Source organism: Mesorhizobium sp. BR1-1-2, from assembly GCF_020165435.1.
Lineage (GTDB): Bacteria > Pseudomonadota > Alphaproteobacteria > Rhizobiales > Rhizobiaceae > Mesorhizobium.
This window is the reverse complement of the sequence record NZ_JAIUID010000001.1, coordinates 244,704-261,793: the sequence shown is the minus strand read 5'-3', so window position 1 is coordinate 261,793 and position 17,090 is coordinate 244,704. Positions and strand designations below refer to the sequence as shown.

Annotated in this window: 16 protein-coding genes; 15 read left to right on the top strand and 1 reads right to left on the bottom strand. The window is 60.8% G+C overall.

Going from position 1 to position 17,090, the window contains the following annotated elements:
- The first annotated feature begins 2 nt into the window (after nucleotides 1-2).
- The 13 genes from cyoB to LB551_RS01280 all read left to right on the top strand — a co-directional run bounded on the left by cyoB (nucleotide 3) and on the right by LB551_RS01280 (nucleotide 12,865).
- Nucleotides 3-2,006, top strand: coding sequence for a cytochrome o ubiquinol oxidase subunit I (cyoB, locus tag LB551_RS01340; RefSeq protein WP_224657937.1), 2,004 nt, complete (start codon nucleotides 3-5; stop codon nucleotides 2,004-2,006).
- On the top strand, nucleotides 2,003-2,677 hold the full coding sequence (cyoC, locus tag LB551_RS01335; protein ID WP_224657936.1) for a cytochrome o ubiquinol oxidase subunit III: 675 nt from the start codon (nucleotides 2,003-2,005) through the stop codon (nucleotides 2,675-2,677). The genes cyoB and cyoC overlap by 4 nt, the downstream gene beginning before the upstream one ends.
- Nucleotides 2,674-3,084 (top strand): cytochrome o ubiquinol oxidase subunit IV, encoded by a 411-nt coding sequence (gene cyoD / locus LB551_RS01330; protein ID WP_224657935.1) that lies wholly within the window; start codon nucleotides 2,674-2,676, stop codon nucleotides 3,082-3,084. The genes cyoC and cyoD overlap by 4 nt, the downstream gene beginning before the upstream one ends.
- Nucleotides 3,085-3,628: 544 nt before the next feature.
- Nucleotides 3,629-4,411 (top strand): heme-binding protein, encoded by a 783-nt coding sequence (locus LB551_RS01325; protein WP_224657934.1) that lies wholly within the window; start codon nucleotides 3,629-3,631, stop codon nucleotides 4,409-4,411.
- Nucleotides 4,408-6,294 carry a methanol/ethanol family PQQ-dependent dehydrogenase gene (locus tag LB551_RS01320; RefSeq protein WP_411970920.1) on the top strand — a complete coding sequence of 629 codons (1,887 nt, stop codon included), beginning with the start codon at nucleotides 4,408-4,410 and terminating at the stop codon, nucleotides 6,292-6,294. The genes LB551_RS01325 and LB551_RS01320 overlap by 4 nt, the downstream gene beginning before the upstream one ends.
- Before the next feature lie 58 nt (nucleotides 6,295-6,352).
- Entirely contained in the window at nucleotides 6,353-7,144 is a 792-nt protein-coding gene (locus LB551_RS01315; protein ID WP_411910464.1) for a substrate-binding domain-containing protein, read from the top strand.
- Nucleotides 7,141-7,674: a c-type cytochrome gene (locus tag LB551_RS01310; RefSeq protein ID WP_224657932.1), complete on the top strand. Its 534-nt coding sequence runs from the start codon at nucleotides 7,141-7,143 to the stop codon at nucleotides 7,672-7,674. Before LB551_RS01315 ends, LB551_RS01310 begins: the two co-directional genes overlap by 4 nt.
- A 38-nt stretch (nucleotides 7,675-7,712) precedes the next feature.
- Nucleotides 7,713-8,684, top strand: a complete 972-nt coding sequence (gene coxB / locus LB551_RS01305) for a cytochrome c oxidase subunit II (protein WP_224657931.1) — start codon at nucleotides 7,713-7,715, stop codon at nucleotides 8,682-8,684.
- Nucleotides 8,681-10,657: a cytochrome c oxidase subunit I gene (gene ctaD, locus LB551_RS01300; RefSeq protein ID WP_224624136.1), complete on the top strand. Its 1,977-nt coding sequence runs from the start codon at nucleotides 8,681-8,683 to the stop codon at nucleotides 10,655-10,657. Before coxB ends, ctaD begins: the two co-directional genes overlap by 4 nt.
- Nucleotides 10,654-11,259 (top strand): cytochrome c oxidase subunit 3, encoded by a 606-nt coding sequence (locus tag LB551_RS01295; RefSeq protein WP_224624135.1) that lies wholly within the window; start codon nucleotides 10,654-10,656, stop codon nucleotides 11,257-11,259. The genes ctaD and LB551_RS01295 overlap by 4 nt, the downstream gene beginning before the upstream one ends.
- A gap of 1 nt (nucleotide 11,260) precedes the next feature.
- Nucleotides 11,261-11,602 (top strand): hypothetical protein, encoded by a 342-nt coding sequence (locus tag LB551_RS01290; protein WP_140552158.1) that lies wholly within the window; start codon nucleotides 11,261-11,263, stop codon nucleotides 11,600-11,602.
- Nucleotides 11,599-12,477, top strand: coding sequence for a cytochrome c oxidase assembly protein (locus LB551_RS01285; RefSeq protein ID WP_224657930.1), 879 nt, complete (start codon nucleotides 11,599-11,601; stop codon nucleotides 12,475-12,477). Before LB551_RS01290 ends, LB551_RS01285 begins: the two co-directional genes overlap by 4 nt.
- Nucleotides 12,458-12,865 carry a c-type cytochrome gene (locus LB551_RS01280; RefSeq protein ID WP_140552160.1) on the top strand — a complete coding sequence of 136 codons (408 nt, stop codon included), beginning with the start codon at nucleotides 12,458-12,460 and terminating at the stop codon, nucleotides 12,863-12,865. Before LB551_RS01285 ends, LB551_RS01280 begins: the two co-directional genes overlap by 20 nt.
- Before the next feature lie 559 nt (nucleotides 12,866-13,424).
- On the opposite strand, the gene LB551_RS01275 is transcribed toward LB551_RS01280, so the two are convergent.
- Complete coding sequence (locus LB551_RS01275) at nucleotides 13,425-14,414, bottom strand: NAD-dependent epimerase/dehydratase family protein (RefSeq protein WP_224657929.1); 990 nt, start codon at nucleotides 14,412-14,414, stop codon at nucleotides 13,425-13,427.
- 558 nt (nucleotides 14,415-14,972) lie between these two features.
- On the opposite strand from LB551_RS01275, the gene LB551_RS01270 reads away from it, so the two are divergent.
- Together LB551_RS01270 and LB551_RS01265 are read left to right on the top strand one after the other, a co-directional pair.
- Nucleotides 14,973-15,848 (top strand): ABC transporter permease, encoded by an 876-nt coding sequence (locus LB551_RS01270; protein ID WP_140517471.1) that lies wholly within the window; start codon nucleotides 14,973-14,975, stop codon nucleotides 15,846-15,848.
- Between the two features lie 3 nt (nucleotides 15,849-15,851).
- Nucleotides 15,852-17,081 carry an ABC transporter ATP-binding protein gene (locus tag LB551_RS01265; protein WP_140552163.1) on the top strand — a complete coding sequence of 410 codons (1,230 nt, stop codon included), beginning with the start codon at nucleotides 15,852-15,854 and terminating at the stop codon, nucleotides 17,079-17,081.
- Nucleotides 17,082-17,090 lie beyond the last annotated feature (9 nt).

Genomic DNA, 17,090 nt, shown 5'->3' with positions numbered 1-17,090 from the left:
CGATGCTCGGCAAGCTCGACTGGTCGGCCGTTCCCTTTGACCAGCCTATTCCGCTCGGCGCGGCCCTGATCGTCTTCCTGGCCGCCGCCGCCGTTCTGACCTGGGTAACGATCAAAGGCTACTGGCCCTATCTTTGGCATGAGTGGATAACCTCCGTCGACCACAAGCGGATCGGCGTCATGTATATCGTGCTGGCGGCGCTGATGCTTCTGCGCGGCTTCGTTGACGCCGTCATGATGCGCACCCAGCAGGTGCTCGCCATCCACGGACCGGGATACCTGCCGCCGGAGCACTACGACCAGGTCTTTTCGGCCCACGGCACGATCATGATCTTCTTCGCCGCGATGCCCTTTGTCATTGGGCTGATGAATTTCGTCATCCCGCTGCAGCTCGGCATCCGCGATGTCGCCTTCCCGACGCTGAATTCAGTGAGCTTCTGGCTGACCGCGACCGGCGCGCTGCTCGTCAACATTTCGCTCGTCGTCGGCGAGTTCGCGCGCACCGGCTGGCTGCCTTATGCACCGCTGTCGGAGACGACCTACTCGCCAGGCGTCGGCGTCGACTATTATCTGTGGTCGATCCAGATCTCCGGCGTCGGCACCCTGCTCACGGGCGTCAACCTGGCGACCACCATCCTCAAGATGCGCGCGCCAGGCATGGGTTATCTGCGCATGCCGATGTTCTGCTGGACCTCGCTTGCCTCCAACATGCTCATCGTCGCCGCATTCCCTATCCTTACCGCAACCCTCGCCATGCTAACCCTCGACCGCTATCTCGACTTCCATTTTTTCACCAACGAAGCCGGTGGCAACCAGATGATGTTCGTCAATCTCATCTGGGCCTGGGGTCATCCCGAGGTCTACATCCTCGTGCTTCCCGCCTTCGGGATCTATTCGGAAATCTTCTCGACCTTCTCGTCGAAACCGCTGTTCGGCTATCGTTCGATGGTTGCGGCGACGATGTTCATCTGCATCGTCTCCTTCATGGTCTGGCTGCACCACTTCTTCACCATGGGCGCCGGCGCCGATGTCAATGCGGCTTTCGGCATCGCCACCTCGGTTATCGCCGTCGGCACCGGGGTCAAGATCTACAACTGGCTCTTCACCATGTATGGCGGGCGCGTGCGCTTCGAAACGCCAATGCTGTGGGCGCTAGGCTTTGTCACCACTTTCATCATCGGCGGCATGACCGGCGTGCTGCTCGCCGTTCCGCCGGCCGATTTCATGCTGCACAATTCGCTCTTTCTCGTGGCGCATTTTCACAACGTCATCATCTCGGGCGTGCTGTTCGCGGCCTTTGCCGGCTTCACCTACTGGTTCCCGAAAGCCTTCGGGTTCCGGCTGCATGAGGGTTGGGGCAAGGCGGCGTTCTGGGTCACGCTTGCCGGCTACATTCTGGTGTTCGTGCCGCTCTATATCGTCGGCCTTCTCGGTATGACCCGCCGCCTTCAGCATATCGACATGGATATGTGGGCGCCGTGGCTTGTCGTGGCGGCCTTCGGAATCGTGGTGATGATCATCGGCGCCGCATGCCAAATCACGCAGCTTGTCGTCTCGATCAGGCATCGCGACGAGTTGCGCGACGAAACCGGCGATCCTTGGGACGGACGCTCGCTGGAATGGTCGACATCCTCGCCGCCGCCCGTCTTCAACTACGCGCGGCTGCCGCATGTCGAAAACGAGGAGCCCTACTGGACCATCAAGCAAAGGGCAATGGACGAGCAGAGTCAGGAGACCGAAGAAGACTACGAGGCGATCGAGATGCCGCGCAATAGCCCCACAGGCTTCGTCACCGCCTTCTTCAGCACTCTGATTGGCTTCGCGCTCATCTGGCACATCTGGTGGTTGGCGATTGTCGGCTTCATCGGGGCCTATGCCACCTTCGTTGTATTCGCCTGGCGCGAGCATGGCGATTACGAGATCCCTGCCGACGAGGTCGGTCGCATCGATCTTGACCGCAAGGCAGCCCAACTTGCCTGGATGCGCAGACGCGAGCGTGTGGCATGAGCGACATCCCCGCCGACACCGCAACGCGCGATCCCTACCGGCTGGGTCGCACCGCAGGGCATGGCCATCACGTGTTCTCGGCGACCGGCCACGGCGAGGGTGGCCCGGCCTCGAAGTTCGTTACGGTTGCCTACGGCTTTTGGATCTTCCTGTTGTCGGACATCATAATGTTCTCGGCTTTCTTCGCCGCATATGCCGTCCTGTCCAATTCGGCGGCGGGGGGGCCAACAGGCAAGGAGCTGTTTGAGTTGACGCGCGTCGCGGCACAGACGGCGCTGCTGCTCACTTCGAGCTTCACCGGCGGCCTTGCGATGCTCGCGACCCACCGCCGGTCGATGGCCGCCGCCCAGTTCTGGTTGCTGGTGACCGGCCTTCTTGGTGCAGCCTTCCTGTTCCTGGAGGTGCAGGAATTCGCGGCCATGGTGAATGAGCAGGCGGGCCCATCACGTAGCGCCTTCCTGTCCGCGTTCTTCGCCCTTGTGGGCTGCCACGGAACCCATGTTGGACTTGGCCTGCTTTGGCTCGGCACCATGATGGCGCAGCTCTGGATAAAAGGCTTTCGTCCCGACATATTGCGCCGGCTTCACTGCTTCAGCCTGTTCTGGCACGCGCTCGACATCATCTGGATCGCCATCTTCACCCTGGTCTATCTGCTGGGAGCGTCATCATGAGCGAAATGGACAGCCGGAACGAAGACATGCTTGACCGCCGCGATTCCGCACCAGGCGAAGAACGCAGCGAGGAACACGAGGTGGCGGGAGGCCTTTCCGGCTATCTGCTGGGCTTTGGCCTGGCAATCCTGTTGTCAGTGGCGTCCTTCATCGCGGCACAAACCGATCTGATTTACCAGCCGGCCGTGATCTCGGCCCTGACGGTGCTTGCCATCGCACAAATGGGCGTCCATCTCGTCTTCTTCCTTCACCTGACGACAGGACCTGACAACACCAACAACGTGCTCGCGCTCGCTTTCGGTGTGCTGATCGTGACCTTGGTCGTTTTGGGCTCGGTGTGGATCATGAATCATCTCAGCCAGAACATGGGAGCGATGGATGCGCATCAGGCTCACATTATGCCATGATGCGGTTCCAGCTCCGTGGCCTGGGCGCAAGACCGCCCGTCCATCGGTTCGGCTACCTTGCGCATAGCGTCTGCACTTTCAGTGTCGAAAATCCATAGGTGCGGAGAGCCAAGCCGATACCACTCGTACCCCCAGCGATGACGATGCTCTGTTGGAAAACTTGCCCATAGCTCACAGTCCGCACGGCGTTTGCACCTTGAACGCTGGACGCATCATTTCCCGTCACACCGTGCCGCTTCGGATGGTGGCTTAGACTACCTCGGACCTCGGCTGGCCGCATGCGTGACCAAGCGTGTTTTTCCGGGCTGTCATCCTGCTGCGGCCAACATGGAAGGTGACCAGCGAGCTGCGTCGATGCCTTTTCAATGAGCTGCTGCCTATGTCGCAGCGTCTATGCCTTTCATCATAATTTCAGGAAGTAGGAACATAGGGGCCTCGTCCGAGTTCCATTGAAAGTGCGGGAACATAGCTCAGTTTGCGAGGGGATTCCTTGCTCTGTGAGCGCTCTCACTTTCCACGTTGTGTTCAACGAATGCTCCGGATCATGGGTCGCCCACAGCTTTTCTCTCTGGCTTTCAGCCTCCTGGTACTCGTTAATTGCGCCTTGCTGCAAAGCAGGGCTTGGGCACAGCTACCCTGCCCCGCCGACCACGCCAAGCTCCTGGCTGCCCTCAAGGCAAACGTCAAAGCAAGCGGCGGCCCTGCCAATGGCGGCTTCGAGACCAATGAATGGGCGGCGATCGTTACGCGTGACGGAACAGTTTGCGCTGTTGCGTTCAGCGGCCCCACCAGCGATGCGCAGTGGCCCGGCAGCCGGCTGATCGCAGCCGAAAAGGCCAGCACGGCCAACGGGCTCAGCGTTGTCCAGATGGCTCTCTCGACGGCGAACCTATATGCGTCTGTTCAGCCAGGCGCCCCCTTGTTCGGATTGCAGCTTACCAATCCTGTCAACCAGGCAGCCGCCTATGCCGGCGACAGCAAGGCCTTTGGAAGTGCGAGCGATCCGCTGATTGGCAAGCCGATCGGCGGCGTCGTGGCATTTGGCGGCGGCCTTGCTCTCTACGACGGCAAAACGATTGTCGGCGGGCTTGGCATCAGCGGCGACTCCTCGTGCGCCGATCACAATGTCGCTTGGCGGCTGCGTGCGGACCTAGGCCTGGACAAGGTTCCGGCGGGCGTCAGTCCCAACGCCAAGGACGCTATCATCTACGATCTCGATCCCGGCGGAAAGAGCGCCTCCGGTTGGGGTCATCCGTTGTGCGCGGGAACCGAGGCGGACGTCGCGGCGGAACTCGGCGCCGGAGTGGGAGGTTCGATCCGCAAATGAGGGGATTGCTGAAACTGGCGGGGAAATACGCATGCGCGACACCAGACGGTCGAGGAGCGGAAAGGGGCCGGTGTTTTGACTTTAGGCCGTTGAAGTGGCTGGTGCTGGCCGCAGGCTGCTCATTGCTGAACGCCGCGGCCGCGCAGTCTGCGGTCACACCCGCCATCGCACCGCCCGCCGCGGCCGCGCCACCCGATGACGGCCAGTGGACAATGCCGGCCAAGAATTATGCCTCGACGCGCTACAGCGAATTGGCGGACATCAACGAGGACAATGTCAAGAACCTTCAGGTTGCCTTCACCTTTTCGACCGGAGTGAACAAGGGTCAGGAAGCGGCGCCACTCGTCGTCGGAAACACGATGTATATCGTGACGCCTTTTCCAAACATCGTCTACGCGCTCGATCTTTCCAAGCCGGGCGCGCCGATGAAATGGAAATATGAGCCAAATCCTGAACCTGCCGCGCAGGGCGTTGCCTGCTGCGACGTCGTCAACCGCGGTGCGGTCTTCGCCGACGGGCGCCTCTTCTTCAACACGCTGGATGGTCACACGATCGCGCTGGATGCCGCCACTGGCCAACCGGTGTGGAACGCGCATGTCGGCAACATCAATATCGGCGAGACCATAACCATGGCGCCGCTTGTGGTGAAGGGCAAAGTGCTGGTCGGCAATTCCGGCGGCGAGATGGGGGTGCGCGGCTGGGTCAAGGCGCTGGACGCGGGCGACGGACATGTCGTCTGGACGGCCTACGGCACCGGACCCGACAAGGACGTGCTGATCGGACCGGATTTCAAGCCGCATTACGACATGGACAGGGGCAAGGACCTTGGCGTGACCACATGGCCGCCCGAAGCCTGGAAGATCGGCGGCGGCAACATGTGGGGCTGGATCTCTTACGATCCGGACCTCAACTTGATCTATCACGGGACCGGCAATCCAGGGCCGTGGAATCCGGACCTTCGGCCCGGCGACAACAAATGGACCTCCGGCATCTTCGCGCGCGACCCCGATACCGGGGCCGCGAAATGGTTCTACCAATGGAGCCCACACGACCTGCACGATTACGACGGCATCAACGAGCAGATCCTGCTCGATATGAATTGGCAGGGTAAGCCGCGCAAGGTGCTGGTCCGCCCGGAGCGCAACGGCTATCTCTACATTCTGGATCGGACCACCGGGGAGGTCCTGTCGGCGACACCCTATGGGGCCGTTAATTCCAGCAAGGGCGTCGATCTGAAAACCGGGCGCCTGATCGAAAACCCCGACAAGAAAACCGGCACCGGCAAGGTGATCCGGGATATCTGCCCGACAGCATCCGGGCTCAAGGATTGGCAGCCATCCGCGTTCTCGCCCAAGACAGGGCTGCTCTACATCCCACACAACAATCTGTGCATGGACGAAGAGGGCCTCGAGGTGAACTACATCGCCGGCACCCCCTATGTCGGCATGAATGTGCGCATGATCCCGGGCCCGGGCGGCAACCGCGGTGCCTTCACCGCCTGGGACATCGCCGCGGCAAAGCCAGCCTGGAGCCTGAAAGAAAATTTTCCGGTGTGGAGCGGCGCGGTCGTAACCGCCGGCAACGTCGTCTTCTACGGCACAATGGAAGGCTGGTTCAAAGCTGTGAGCGCAAGGACAGGGGAATTGCTTTGGCAGTTCAAGACCTCGTCCGGGATTATTGGGCAGCCGGTCACCTATCGCGGCCCCGACGGACACCAATATGTCGCGATCCTGTCGGGCGTCGGTGGTTGGGCCGGCGCGATCGTGTCAGGCGACCTCGACCCGCGCGACGCTACCGCCGCGCTCGGCTTCGTCAACGCGATGAAAGACCTGAAGAACGCGACCACGGCGGGAGGCACGCTCTATGTGTTCCGGCTCCCCTGATGCTTTCGAGTTGACGGCAGTTCGAAGACGCGAGGCGAACGGACATCTTGTAGCCGCGGTGGTAGCGTTTGCCTCGCTGCTCTTCGCGGTTGCCGCCGACGCACGTGAACTCAAGGTGTGTGCCGACCCTAACAACATGCCGTTTTCCAACGCCGCTGGACAGGGCTTCGAAAACAAGATTGCCCAGATCATCGCCAAAGAACTGGATGCAAGACTTTCCTATACCTGGTGGGCCCAACGCCGCGGTTTCGTTCGCAACACGCTCAAGGCAGGCCTGTGCGATCTCATACCCGGCACCCCCGCCAATCTCGAAATTCTCCGCGCCACCGCTCCCTATTACCGCTCGACCTATGTCTTCGTGACGCGGAAGGACAGTCCCGAGATCACGTCTTTCAACGATCCACGCCTGCGCACTTTGCGCATCGGCGTGCAGCTCATCGGCGATGACGGGGCCAATTCCCCACCGGTCCAGGCACTCGGCCGCCGCGGCATTGTCGGTCATCTCGTCGGCTATCCAGTCTATGGCGACTATTCGGCCCCCAACCCGCCCGCGCGCATTGTCGAGGCGGTGGCCAGCGGCGAGATCGATGTTGCCGTCGTCTGGGGCCCGCTCGCTGGTTATTTCGCCGCCAAGCAGAAGATACCGCTGCGCATCACGCCCGTGACACCTCGAATCGACGGGCCTCAATTGCCAATGGTCTACGACATCTCCATGGGCGTCCGACGCGGGGACGACGCGCTGCGCGACGAAGTGGATGCAGCCCTTGCCAAGCACAAGGCTGAGATCGACGCGACCCTGGCCCGATACGGTGTACCGCGCCTTGATACCGGCGGGAGCGCGGACCGATGAGGCGGGCCCTCACCGTGCTCTTGTCGGCGATGCTGACCCTTGCCGCTTGCCAGCGGGAAGAGCGCGACACACGTCCGCAATCGGCACTTGGGTCCGGCCAACAGCCGACGCCGGTGACTGCGCTGGAGCCCGGCGGCCAAAGGCCATCCCCAAGCGACAACAAGGCGGCCAGCTTCGAGGCCAACGCCTTTCATCTCAGCGAGGGCAAGCGCCTGTTCAGCTGGTTCAATTGCTCGGGGTGCCATGCCAATGGCGGCGGCGGCATGGGACCGGCGCTGATGGATCAAAAGTGGATTTACGGCAGCTCGATCGAGAGTATCCACGCAACGATCCGGGATGGGCGGCCTAACGGAATGCCGAGCTTTCGAAACAAGATTCCCGATGATCAGATTTGGGAGCTTGCAGCCTTCGTGCGTTCGTTGAGCGGCAACGCGCCCTCCTCCGCCGCACCGCAGCGTAACGACGACATGATGGTCCATCCGTCGGAAAATCGCCTGCCCGATGCCGCCACGCTGGGGAAATCGCCGTGAAACGCTTTTTTCCAAAAGCGTGTTGCGCAACCGCTCTCTTGGCCCTTGCAGGTTGCAGCGGCTGGCAGTCCGCTCTTGATCCGAAAGGCCCCGCCGCGGGCGAGCTCGCCTGGCTGATATGGTTCTTCACCGCACTGTGCGCGGCAGTGTGGATGCTGGTGATGGTCGTGCTGGTCGCCACCCTGTTGCGGCGGGCTCGAACAGGAAAAGATCCGCTCGTCCTCGACCTCGCTTCCGAACATCGCAAAATGCGCGTGGTCGTGACCGCGGTTGGGGTGACGGCGGCGATCCTAATTGGGCTGACCCTGTTGAGCTTCTTCGCCAACAGGACCCTTGCCGGGATCGGATCGGATGAGGCGCTGACGATCCGCGTGACCGGCCACCAATGGTGGTGGGAAGTGCGCTACGAGAATGCTCAGCCAAGCCGCATCCTGACGACGGCGAACGAGATCCACATTCCAGCCGGCGAGCCGGTTCGGCTTCTTTTGACTTCGACGGATGTAATCCACTCCTTCTGGGTGCCAAGCCTTGCGGGCAAGCTCGACCTCATCCCCGGATATATGAATGTGCTGGACATCAGGGCTGACAAGCCAGGCGTCTATCGTGGTCAATGTGCTGAGTTCTGCGGCGCGCAGCACGCCAACATGGGCACCTTCATCATTGCCGAGCCGCGGCCGCAGTTCGATGCCTGGCTGGACGACCAGTTGCGGCCCGCCGCCGCTCCGGCGAACGCCGAAGCCAAGGCCGGCGCCGACCTTTTCCTCCGGCGGCCCTGCGTGATGTGCCACAGGATCGGCGGCACACCCGCAGGCGGCACAGTGGCGCCTGATCTTACCCACATTGCGAGCCGGCAAACTCTCGCAGCCGGAACGCTGACGATGAGCCGCGGTAATCTCGCTGCCTGGATCGCCGACCCTCAAGGCATCAAGCCCGGCTCCCATATGCCCGTAATGGAACTCAATGGCGACGAGCTCAATGCCATCGTCGCCTACCTCGAGGAGTTGAAATGAGCAGCGCCGGCCTGACGAGCGGACGTGACCTGCGGGCGGAAGACGAAGCAGGCTCCACGGGAGATCTTGCTCCCGAGCAGGACGGACCGCGCGATACCGGCATGGAAAAGGCCGACCTCCAGCGGTGGCTGGAACGCACCTGGCGTACGCCTCCCGGCATCATCGGCGCGCTTTCGAGCGTCGACCATAAGGTCATCGCCAGGCGGTATCTGATCACTGCCTTTATCTTTCTGTGTCTGGGCGGGCTCAACGCAGTGGCCATGCGTGTTCAGCTCTCGGGCCCGCAGCGTGGGCTGATCGGGCCGGACCTCTACAACCAGCTGTTCACGATGCACGGCGTCACGATGATGTTCCTGTTCGCGGTACCGATCGTTCAGGCGACCGGCATTTATCTGGTGCCGCTGATGGTCGGCACCCGCAACATCGCGTTTCCGCGGCTGAATGCATTCAGTTACTGGGTCTATGTCTCGGGCGGCCTGTTCGCCTGGGTGTCTTTCGCTCTCAACATGGCGCCGGATGTCGGCTGGTTCGCCTATGTGCCGCTGTCCGGCCCCGAATTCGCCCCTGGCAAGCGCGCCGACGTCTGGGCGCAAATGATTACCTATACCGAAGTATCGTCGCTGGCTGTGGCGGTAGCGACGATCGTCACGGTCTTGAAGCAGCGTGCTCCCGGCATGTCGCTGGACAAGATCCCGCTATACGTCTGGGCAATGCTGGTCACCTCCTTTGTCGTCGTCTTCGCAATGCCGGCGGTGATGATCACTTCGACATTCCTGATTCTCGACAGGCTGGTCGGCACGCACATCTTCAACCCGGCCGAAGGCGGTGACGCCTTGCTGTTCCAACATCTGTTCTGGTTCTTCGGCCACCCCGAGGTCTACATCATATTCCTGCCGGCGACCGGCATGGTTTCCTCGATCATCCCGGCCTTCGCCCGGCGACCGATGTTCGGCCATCTCGGCCTGGTTCTGTCGTTGATCGCGGTCGGCTTCCTGTCCTTCGGCCTGTGGGTCCACCACATGTTCGCGACAGGCCTGCCCAAGCTCGGCGCCAGCTTCTTCACAGCTTCCAGCATGATGATCGCTATTCCCAACGGGGTGCAGATATTCTGCTGGCTGGCGACGATGTGGGACGGCAGGCCGGTGATCCGCACGCCATTGTTGTTTGTGTTCGGCTTCTTCTTCATCTTCGTCATCGGCGGTCTCACCGGCGTCATGCTGGCCTCCGTGCCGCTGGATCTGCAGGTGCACGACACCTACTTCGTCGTCGCGCATTTCCACTATGTGCTGATCGGCGGATCGGTATTCCCGCTGCTGGGCGCGGCCTATTTCTGGTTTCCCAAAATCACCGGCCGCATGATGAGCGAGCGCCTCGGCCGCTTGCATTTCTGGCTGGCCTTCATCGGCTTCAACGCAGCCTTTTTTCCCATGCACATCGTCGGCCTGTGGGGCATGCCGCGACGGGTCTATACCTATCCAGCCGAGCTTGGCTGGGGAAACATCAACCTGTTCATAACAGCAGGTGCGGTGGTCTTCTTCCTGAGCTTCGTCCTGTTCACCTTCAATCTTGCACATGGCGCGTCGAAAGGCGCGCCGGCAGGCAGCAATCCGTGGGATGCCGGCACGCTGGAATGGGCGACGTTCTCACCACCGCCGAGCTATAATTTCGCCCGCATTCCGGTCGTCACCAACGTGGAGCCACTCTGGGCCGAGCGCGACGCCCTGCCTGTAGCGACCGGGCTTCGCGTCGACACGCGCGAGCTGCTGGTGTCAACAGTCGCCGAAGCCCATCCCGACATCCGCGAGAAATCGGCGACACCCTCGATCTGGCCGCTATTTGCGGCGCTCGCCGTAGGCAGCACGTTTCTCTATTCGATCTTCACGCCCTGGGCCATCGTGTGGGGCGCCCTGCCAATCGCCGTCACCTTGATCGGTTGGTTCTGGCCAAAAGGTGATCCGGAGGACGAGGAATGAACGAGCGTCCCGTCACAGATGTTTCCGGGCTCCCCACCTTTGGGCATGGTCCGCGCAGCCCTACCTGGTGGGGCACGTTGGGCTTCATGGCTCTGGAGGGCACCGGCTTTGCGCTCGCCGCAGCCGCCTATCTTTACCTGGCGCTCTCGTGGCCTGAATGGCGGTTGAGTGCACCGCAGCCGAACCATTGGCCAGGAACGATCGTCACGCTTCTGCTGATCGCCAGTCTGGTGCCGAACCACATCCTCGACCACTATGCCAAGCAATGCGCCATCGTACCAGTGCGGATCGGGCTGGTTGTCATGTCGCTGCTCGGCCTCGCCCCGCTCCTTGTGCGCTGGTTCGAGTTTCCGGCCTTGAACGTCTATTGGGATACGAACGCCTACGGCTCAATGCTTTGGGTGCTGCTCGGGCTCCACACCACGCATCTGATAACAGACGTCGGCGACACGATCGTGCTGACGGTGCTGATGTTCACGCGCCATGGTTATAACGGACGACGCTTCGGCGACGTCGGCGACAACGTTTTCTATTGGGATTTCGTGGTCGCAACCTGGCTTCCGATCTATGTGCTGATTTACTGGGTACCGAGGCTCGGCTGACATGCGCGCGGTGCAGTTAGGAACGTCCTGGGGTGGACTTTTGTCGGGCCCGTTGGGTTGGGCGGTCTCGACCCAATTGAACTACGCGCTGGTGCCCTGGCAATGCAATCACCAGGTGCCGGTCGTGCTTCCCGTAGCGTTGCTGCTTGCCTTGTTCTCGCTTCTGGGCGGTGCTCTGTCCTGGCAGGCAAAGCGGCAAGGCGGCGCCGCTTTCAAACCATCGCGCACGCGCGGTACTGAGCATTTCGTCGCCGATCTCGGCATGCTGGCGGCTCTGCTGTTTGCACTGGTCATCATCATGCAGGGCAGCGCCGCACTCATCCTGGACGAGTGTCTGCGATGAACCTGGCCACGCTCTTCTCCACCTCGATCTGCTACGGCTCCGGCGCGCCCGAGGCCGGATGGACACTTGCGCTTCCCATCACGGTTCCGCTGACTGCCGTTGCGCTCATCTACATGGCCGGTGCGATGCGCCTGTGGCGCCGCAGCGCTCGCGGCCGTCCCCTGCGGATGCGTCAGGCACTGCTGTTTGCCGCCGGCTGGAGCGTGCTGACAGCGGCCTTGGTGAGCCCGATCCATGCTCTCGGCGAGCGGCTGTTTGCCGCGCACATGATCGAGCACGAGTTGCTGATGGCGGGGGCGGCGCCGCTGCTGGTCATCGCCTGCCCCGCCCCTGCTCTGTTGTGGGCATTTCCCGTAACGTTTCGGCGTGCCCTGGGTATGGTTGGGCATGGCAAATCGCTGCGAGCGCTCTGGACCTTTGCGAGCCGGCCTGTCACCGCAACGATTGTTCACGGGATCGCGATATGGGTGTGGCACATTCCGGTCCTGTTTGAGGCAGCGCTCGAGCATGGCGTGCTGCATTATGCGCAACATGCGAGCTTCCTCGGCACCGGCCTGCTCTTCTGGTGGGCGTTGCTGCCGCGCCGACGCCAACAGCAGGCTTATGGAAGTGCCGTAATGCATCTTTTCTTCACCTCCCTGCATACCGGCCTGCTCGGCGTCCTGCTTCTTCTATCGCCGAAGCTCTGGTACCCGGAGAATGCTGCCGGGGCGGCAGTGTGGAATTTGAGCCCGATCGAGGACCAGCAGCTTGCCGGGCTCGTTATGTGGGTCCCGGCCGGCCTTATCTATGGCGGGGCAGCGCTATTGCTGGCCGGCCTCTGGATAACGACGAGCGGAACCAGGAAGATCGCACATGCGCCCTGGCCCGTCTAAATTGATCATCGCCGTGTGCATTCTGTTGGTCGTCGCGGGCGGCGCGCTCGCGTTGTGGGCCGACCGAGTCCGTCGGGTGCAGCAAGAGGCGGACGCCGCTACCGGCGGCGTCGGTGCACGTGCGGTACCGATCATGCTGGCGAATGGCTGCGCCGGCTGCCACACCATCACCGGTGTACCCGGTGCGGTAGGCCACGTCGGCCCGCGCCTGGACGCCAGTCTATCTGACAGGATCTATATTGGCGGCGTACTGGCCAACAATCCGGAGAACATGATCCGCTGGATACGGTCAGCAAGGGACATCAATCCGCACACCGCCATGCCTTCCACCGGCATCACCGAACAGCAAGCGCGTGATATCGCCGCCTATCTCTATGCTTTGAGATAGACCAGTCTTCGCCGCCTCGGCGGGACCACGGGCTGCGCCCAGGACCATAGCCGACGACGGGGAACAAAGCTGCCCGATTACGGTTTGGACAGCAGCCGGCGCAGTACAAATTCAGGTCCGCCGTGCTGCTGGGCCATAAGCCCCAGCCAAGAGCCCGCTTCCCCCTCCCTCAAGAGCGGGCTCTTTCCTTGTGGATCGGATGCGGAGCGATCAGGGGCGGGGACCGAGGCGACATGAAGCAACTTCTGTCAGATCTCGCCGCAATGGCCGAACCCGGCTTCTGGATCGCCTTGGGGCTTTTAGCCCTGCCTTACGTTGTGGGAGTAATCTTCCTGATCAAGACATGCCACTGCCTCTGATCGCCCAGCCTTCCGGTCGTACGGGCCTTATTACTTGCCAGCGCAAGGTGCGACCATCACGAACTGGGATCGTCGCCGAGGCCATCCGCGCCGCTCGAACACTCATAAGGTTGCCGACCACGCGTTGGAGGAGTTGCTGGGGAAGCATGCATTGCCGCGGGCGGAGCCTTCCGGTCACATTTTATCGGGGCGGATCCCACTCACACCGATGCGGCAGCCATCGAGTCCGAGGACACACTGGACAAGTCCTTCTGTTGCTGGCGGCGAAACCAATCCAGGGTGAGGCGCACACCCTCTTCAAGAGGTATTTGACAGGCCCAGCCGGGGATGATCCTGCGCGCTAGAGTTAAGTCCGGACAGCGGTTCGTCGGATCCTGGGGGATCGGATCAACATGCACGATTTTAGTGCCTGGCACCAAGCCCGCGACGTAACGGGCAACATCGACAACGGAAATCTCACGATCGTTCCCGATGTTCAGGGGACCAATATAACCATGCTCCTCCCCCCAGAAGAATTGCTCTAGGCCGTCCACGATATCGCTGACGTATCCCCAACTCCTCGACTGCAAGCCGTCGCCAAAAACGATTATAGGTTTGCCGAACAGCGCATTCGTGATGAAATTTGATACTGCACGTCCATCGTCAGGTCGTGTCCTCGGTCCGTAGACGTTGAACAATCTTGCAACTCGAATGTCGAGCCCGCTCAATCGGTTACTCTCAAAAAGCAGGGCCTCGGCGCAACGCTTGCTTTCGTCATACGATGAGCGCGGCCCCGTGCAATCAACGGAGCCCCTGTAGGTTTCCGGTTGCGGCGTCACCAGCGGATCGCCGTAAACCTCAGACGTGGACGTGAAACAGAAGCGGCCCCCGGCGCGAAGAAGGGCCAGAAGCCGCATAGTTCCTATTACGTTGGCCGAGATGGTTCTTACCGGATCTTGCATATACCAAGGAGGCGAAGCGGGTGAGGCAAGATGATAGATCTCGTCAAAAAGGCTCCCCTGTTGAAAATCTTCAACAGCCACATCTACCACGACCAAGCGAGGGTCGGCGATATGATCTAAATTGACACGCGTACCAGTCCAGAAATTGTCAACAGCAACAATTCGATTTATTTCTTGCCTTAACAACAGTCTATCAACCAGATGGGATCCAATGAACCCGGCTGCTCCCGCGACAAGAACACTTTTCATTTCCGACCCAAAGCTTTGCAGCTTGCTCAGGAGCTATGAACGCTGACTCGTCAAGCCGTCTGAATTGCCAATGAGATGTCACTCCTTCCACGCAATGATGGTTCGCGCAACGCGCATCGCCCGAACAACCCAAATCCGCGCAAATAGTACCACCCCATTGGACAATGGCACATCTTAAGGACCCTGTCACCAGCGGTGCAGTGCATACACTACACTGTAAAAACGACAGATTTCTGTAGCCTGACTATCTTCGATGGGCATAACATCACCACAGGTTCAATAGGGAAATATATCCTCGACAAACCCAGCACAGGTGGGAGAATAGCGGTAGAACTCAGACGGCCCGGGCAGATGTTCGTTGGCATCCGGATCGAACATAAAGCCCCTCCGTCCGGTTGGACTTATCGAGCAACGGGGAATATGCGGCGCGATCTCGCGCCTCCGGAGGATCTGGTCGAGCATTATGGGCGGCTGCTATGCGCTCTCGAATGGTGAGGGTCGTGGAACGACAGGCACCATCAAAAGTGCTGATTGCACTGCGCGGAAATGTAGGCCTCAATGGGGCTGTCAAGGGAGGCGGACGCCATCATCGTGTCGGACCGGACAGGCGCACAATCAGCTGTCGTGACAATCATCGATCCGTCCCGCAAGCGAGGACTGTTCGAACCTTCCGAGCTTTGGCGATATCGGGAAGTTGTGTTCTTCCTGGCCTGGCGTGATTTCAAGGTCAAATACCGGCAGACTTATCTGGGCATCCTTTGGGCAATGCTGCAGCCGCTCGTTGCTATGTCGGTCTTCAGCATCTTCTTCGGCAAGCTCGCAGGCATTTCGTCCAACGGCGCGCCATACCCGCTCTTTGTTCTGTGTGGGCTTGTGCCATGGAGTTTTTTTTCGCGAGCCGTCGCCAGCATGACGGGCAGCCTCGTCAGAAACCAGGAACTGGTGAAACGCGTCTATTTCCCGCGTCTGATCATTCCCATCTCCACGATGGCCTCATGCCTGACCGATATGCTCGTCGGCTTCGCTCTTTTGTTCGCCGCCATGCTGGCATTCGGAAGCTGGCCGGCACCACAAGCAGTCTTCTTGCCGCTGTTCGTGCTCGTAATGGCTGCGTCAGCGACTGGAGTGGGCGTGGCATTGTCGGCGATCAACGTTCGCTTTCGCGATGTGGGCTATCTGTTGCCGTTCAGCCTTCAGATACTTCTGTTCATGACCCCGATCGTCTATCCAGCCAATCTCGTCCCTCAATTGTGGCGGCCGCTCTATAGTCTAAACCCAATGGTTGGGACAGTCGAAGCCATCCGCTGGAGCGTACTGGGCACGCCTGCGGACTGGCTCATGATCTCGATATCAACGCTCTCCTCGTTAGCCCTTCTCGTTGCCGGACTGACTATCTTCTCAAAATCCGAACGCGCGTTTCCGGACCTGATCTGAGTGATGACCGACATCGTGATTCAGGCTGCCAATCTCTCCAAGGCGTATAGACTTGGTGTGGCGAACAACAGCTTCCCCACGCTGCGAGACGCGCTCGCCAGCAAAAGGCGGGGCCTCCGCGGGGAGGCCGATACAAGTCACCGCAAAGGTGCGGACGAGCCGTTCTGGGCGTTGAAAAACGTCTCCTTCGAGGTGCACGCAGGCGAAGTCCTTGCCGTGATCGGTCCCAACGGTGCAGGAAAGAGCACCATTCTCAAGATACTGGCGAAGATCGTGGAGCCGACTTCCGGCCGCGCGACGATACATGGACGGCTGGGAGCTTTGCTGGAGGTCGGCACGGGGTTCCATGCCGAACTGACCGGCCGTGAGAACATTTATCTCAACGGGGCCATACTCGGCATGCGGCGCGTCGAGATCAATTCCAAGCTTGACGAGATCGTGGATTTCTCCGGGGTCGAGCCGTTTCTCGATACGCCTGTCAAACGATACTCAAGCGGCATGTACTTGCGTCTGGCCTTCGCGATTGCCGCCCACGTCAATCCCGACATTCTGGTGGTCGATGAGGTCCTGGCTGTCGGCGATGCCACGTTCCAGAAGAAATGCATTGCCAAGGCAGCGAGCATCGCCGGGACAGGCCGCACCGTGCTGATCGTCAGTCACCAGATGCCGGTTCTGCAACGACTTTGCACCCGCGCAATCCTTATCGACGGCGGGATGATCCAGGCGGACGGCCCGACTCAGGACGTGGTCCGGGATTATCTCCAGACGCTTGAGGCCCGTGCAGGAACCGATCTGAGTGTGCGATCCACGCGCACCGGGCGCGGCCGCCTCCGTGTGGTCGGCATCGAAGTCTTCAATGAAATGGGCCCCGTCGCGTCCGGGCAGCCGGCAACTTTTCGGCTTCAGGTTGATGGGCCGCGCGAAACATTGCAGTGCCTTGTGACTATCATTGATGATCTCGGGGATCCTGTGACCTCATTTGATAGCCGGGAGCATTCCCTGCATGACCGTCAGGGCGAAGTCTACATGGTACATGTGGACAGCCTTATGCTGAGACCAGGGCGCTACAGGATTGACGTGGCGCTGGTGGCGGACGACAGGGTGGTCGAAGACCATGTCGAGACGGCCGCTGTGTTCGATGTCATGCCCGGTTTGCTCGACGATCGACCGGTCAGCGCCCAGCCTGGCTTTGGCAATGTCAGCTTCCCGCATCGATGGGTGGTCAGGAAGTGACGCCTGTTT

Bases quoted from the DNA above. Each gene is read 5' to 3' on its own strand.
- cyoB (WP_224657937.1), top strand. From the start codon at position 3: ATGCTCGGCAAGCTCGACTGGTCGGCCGTTCCCTTTGACCAGCCTATT.
- cyoC (WP_224657936.1), top strand. From the start codon at position 2,003: ATGAGCGACATCCCCGCCGACACCGCAACGCGCGATCCCTACCGGCTG.
- cyoD (WP_224657935.1), top strand. From the start codon at position 2,674: ATGAGCGAAATGGACAGCCGGAACGAAGACATGCTTGACCGCCGCGAT.
- LB551_RS01325 (WP_224657934.1), top strand. From the start codon at position 3,629: ATGGGTCGCCCACAGCTTTTCTCTCTGGCTTTCAGCCTCCTGGTACTC.
- LB551_RS01320 (WP_411970920.1), top strand. From the start codon at position 4,408: ATGAGGGGATTGCTGAAACTGGCGGGGAAATACGCATGCGCGACACCA.
- LB551_RS01310 (WP_224657932.1), top strand. From the start codon at position 7,141: ATGAGGCGGGCCCTCACCGTGCTCTTGTCGGCGATGCTGACCCTTGCC.
- ctaD (WP_224624136.1), top strand. From the start codon at position 8,681: ATGAGCAGCGCCGGCCTGACGAGCGGACGTGACCTGCGGGCGGAAGAC.
- LB551_RS01295 (WP_224624135.1), top strand. From the start codon at position 10,654: ATGAACGAGCGTCCCGTCACAGATGTTTCCGGGCTCCCCACCTTTGGG.
- LB551_RS01290 (WP_140552158.1), top strand. From the start codon at position 11,261: ATGCGCGCGGTGCAGTTAGGAACGTCCTGGGGTGGACTTTTGTCGGGC.
- LB551_RS01285 (WP_224657930.1), top strand. From the start codon at position 11,599: ATGAACCTGGCCACGCTCTTCTCCACCTCGATCTGCTACGGCTCCGGC.
- LB551_RS01280 (WP_140552160.1), top strand. From the start codon at position 12,458: ATGCGCCCTGGCCCGTCTAAATTGATCATCGCCGTGTGCATTCTGTTG.
- LB551_RS01275 (WP_224657929.1), bottom strand. From the start codon at position 14,414: ATGAAAAGTGTTCTTGTCGCGGGAGCAGCCGGGTTCATTGGATCCCAT.
- LB551_RS01270 (WP_140517471.1), top strand. From the start codon at position 14,973: ATGGGGCTGTCAAGGGAGGCGGACGCCATCATCGTGTCGGACCGGACA.
- LB551_RS01265 (WP_140552163.1), top strand. From the start codon at position 15,852: ATGACCGACATCGTGATTCAGGCTGCCAATCTCTCCAAGGCGTATAGA.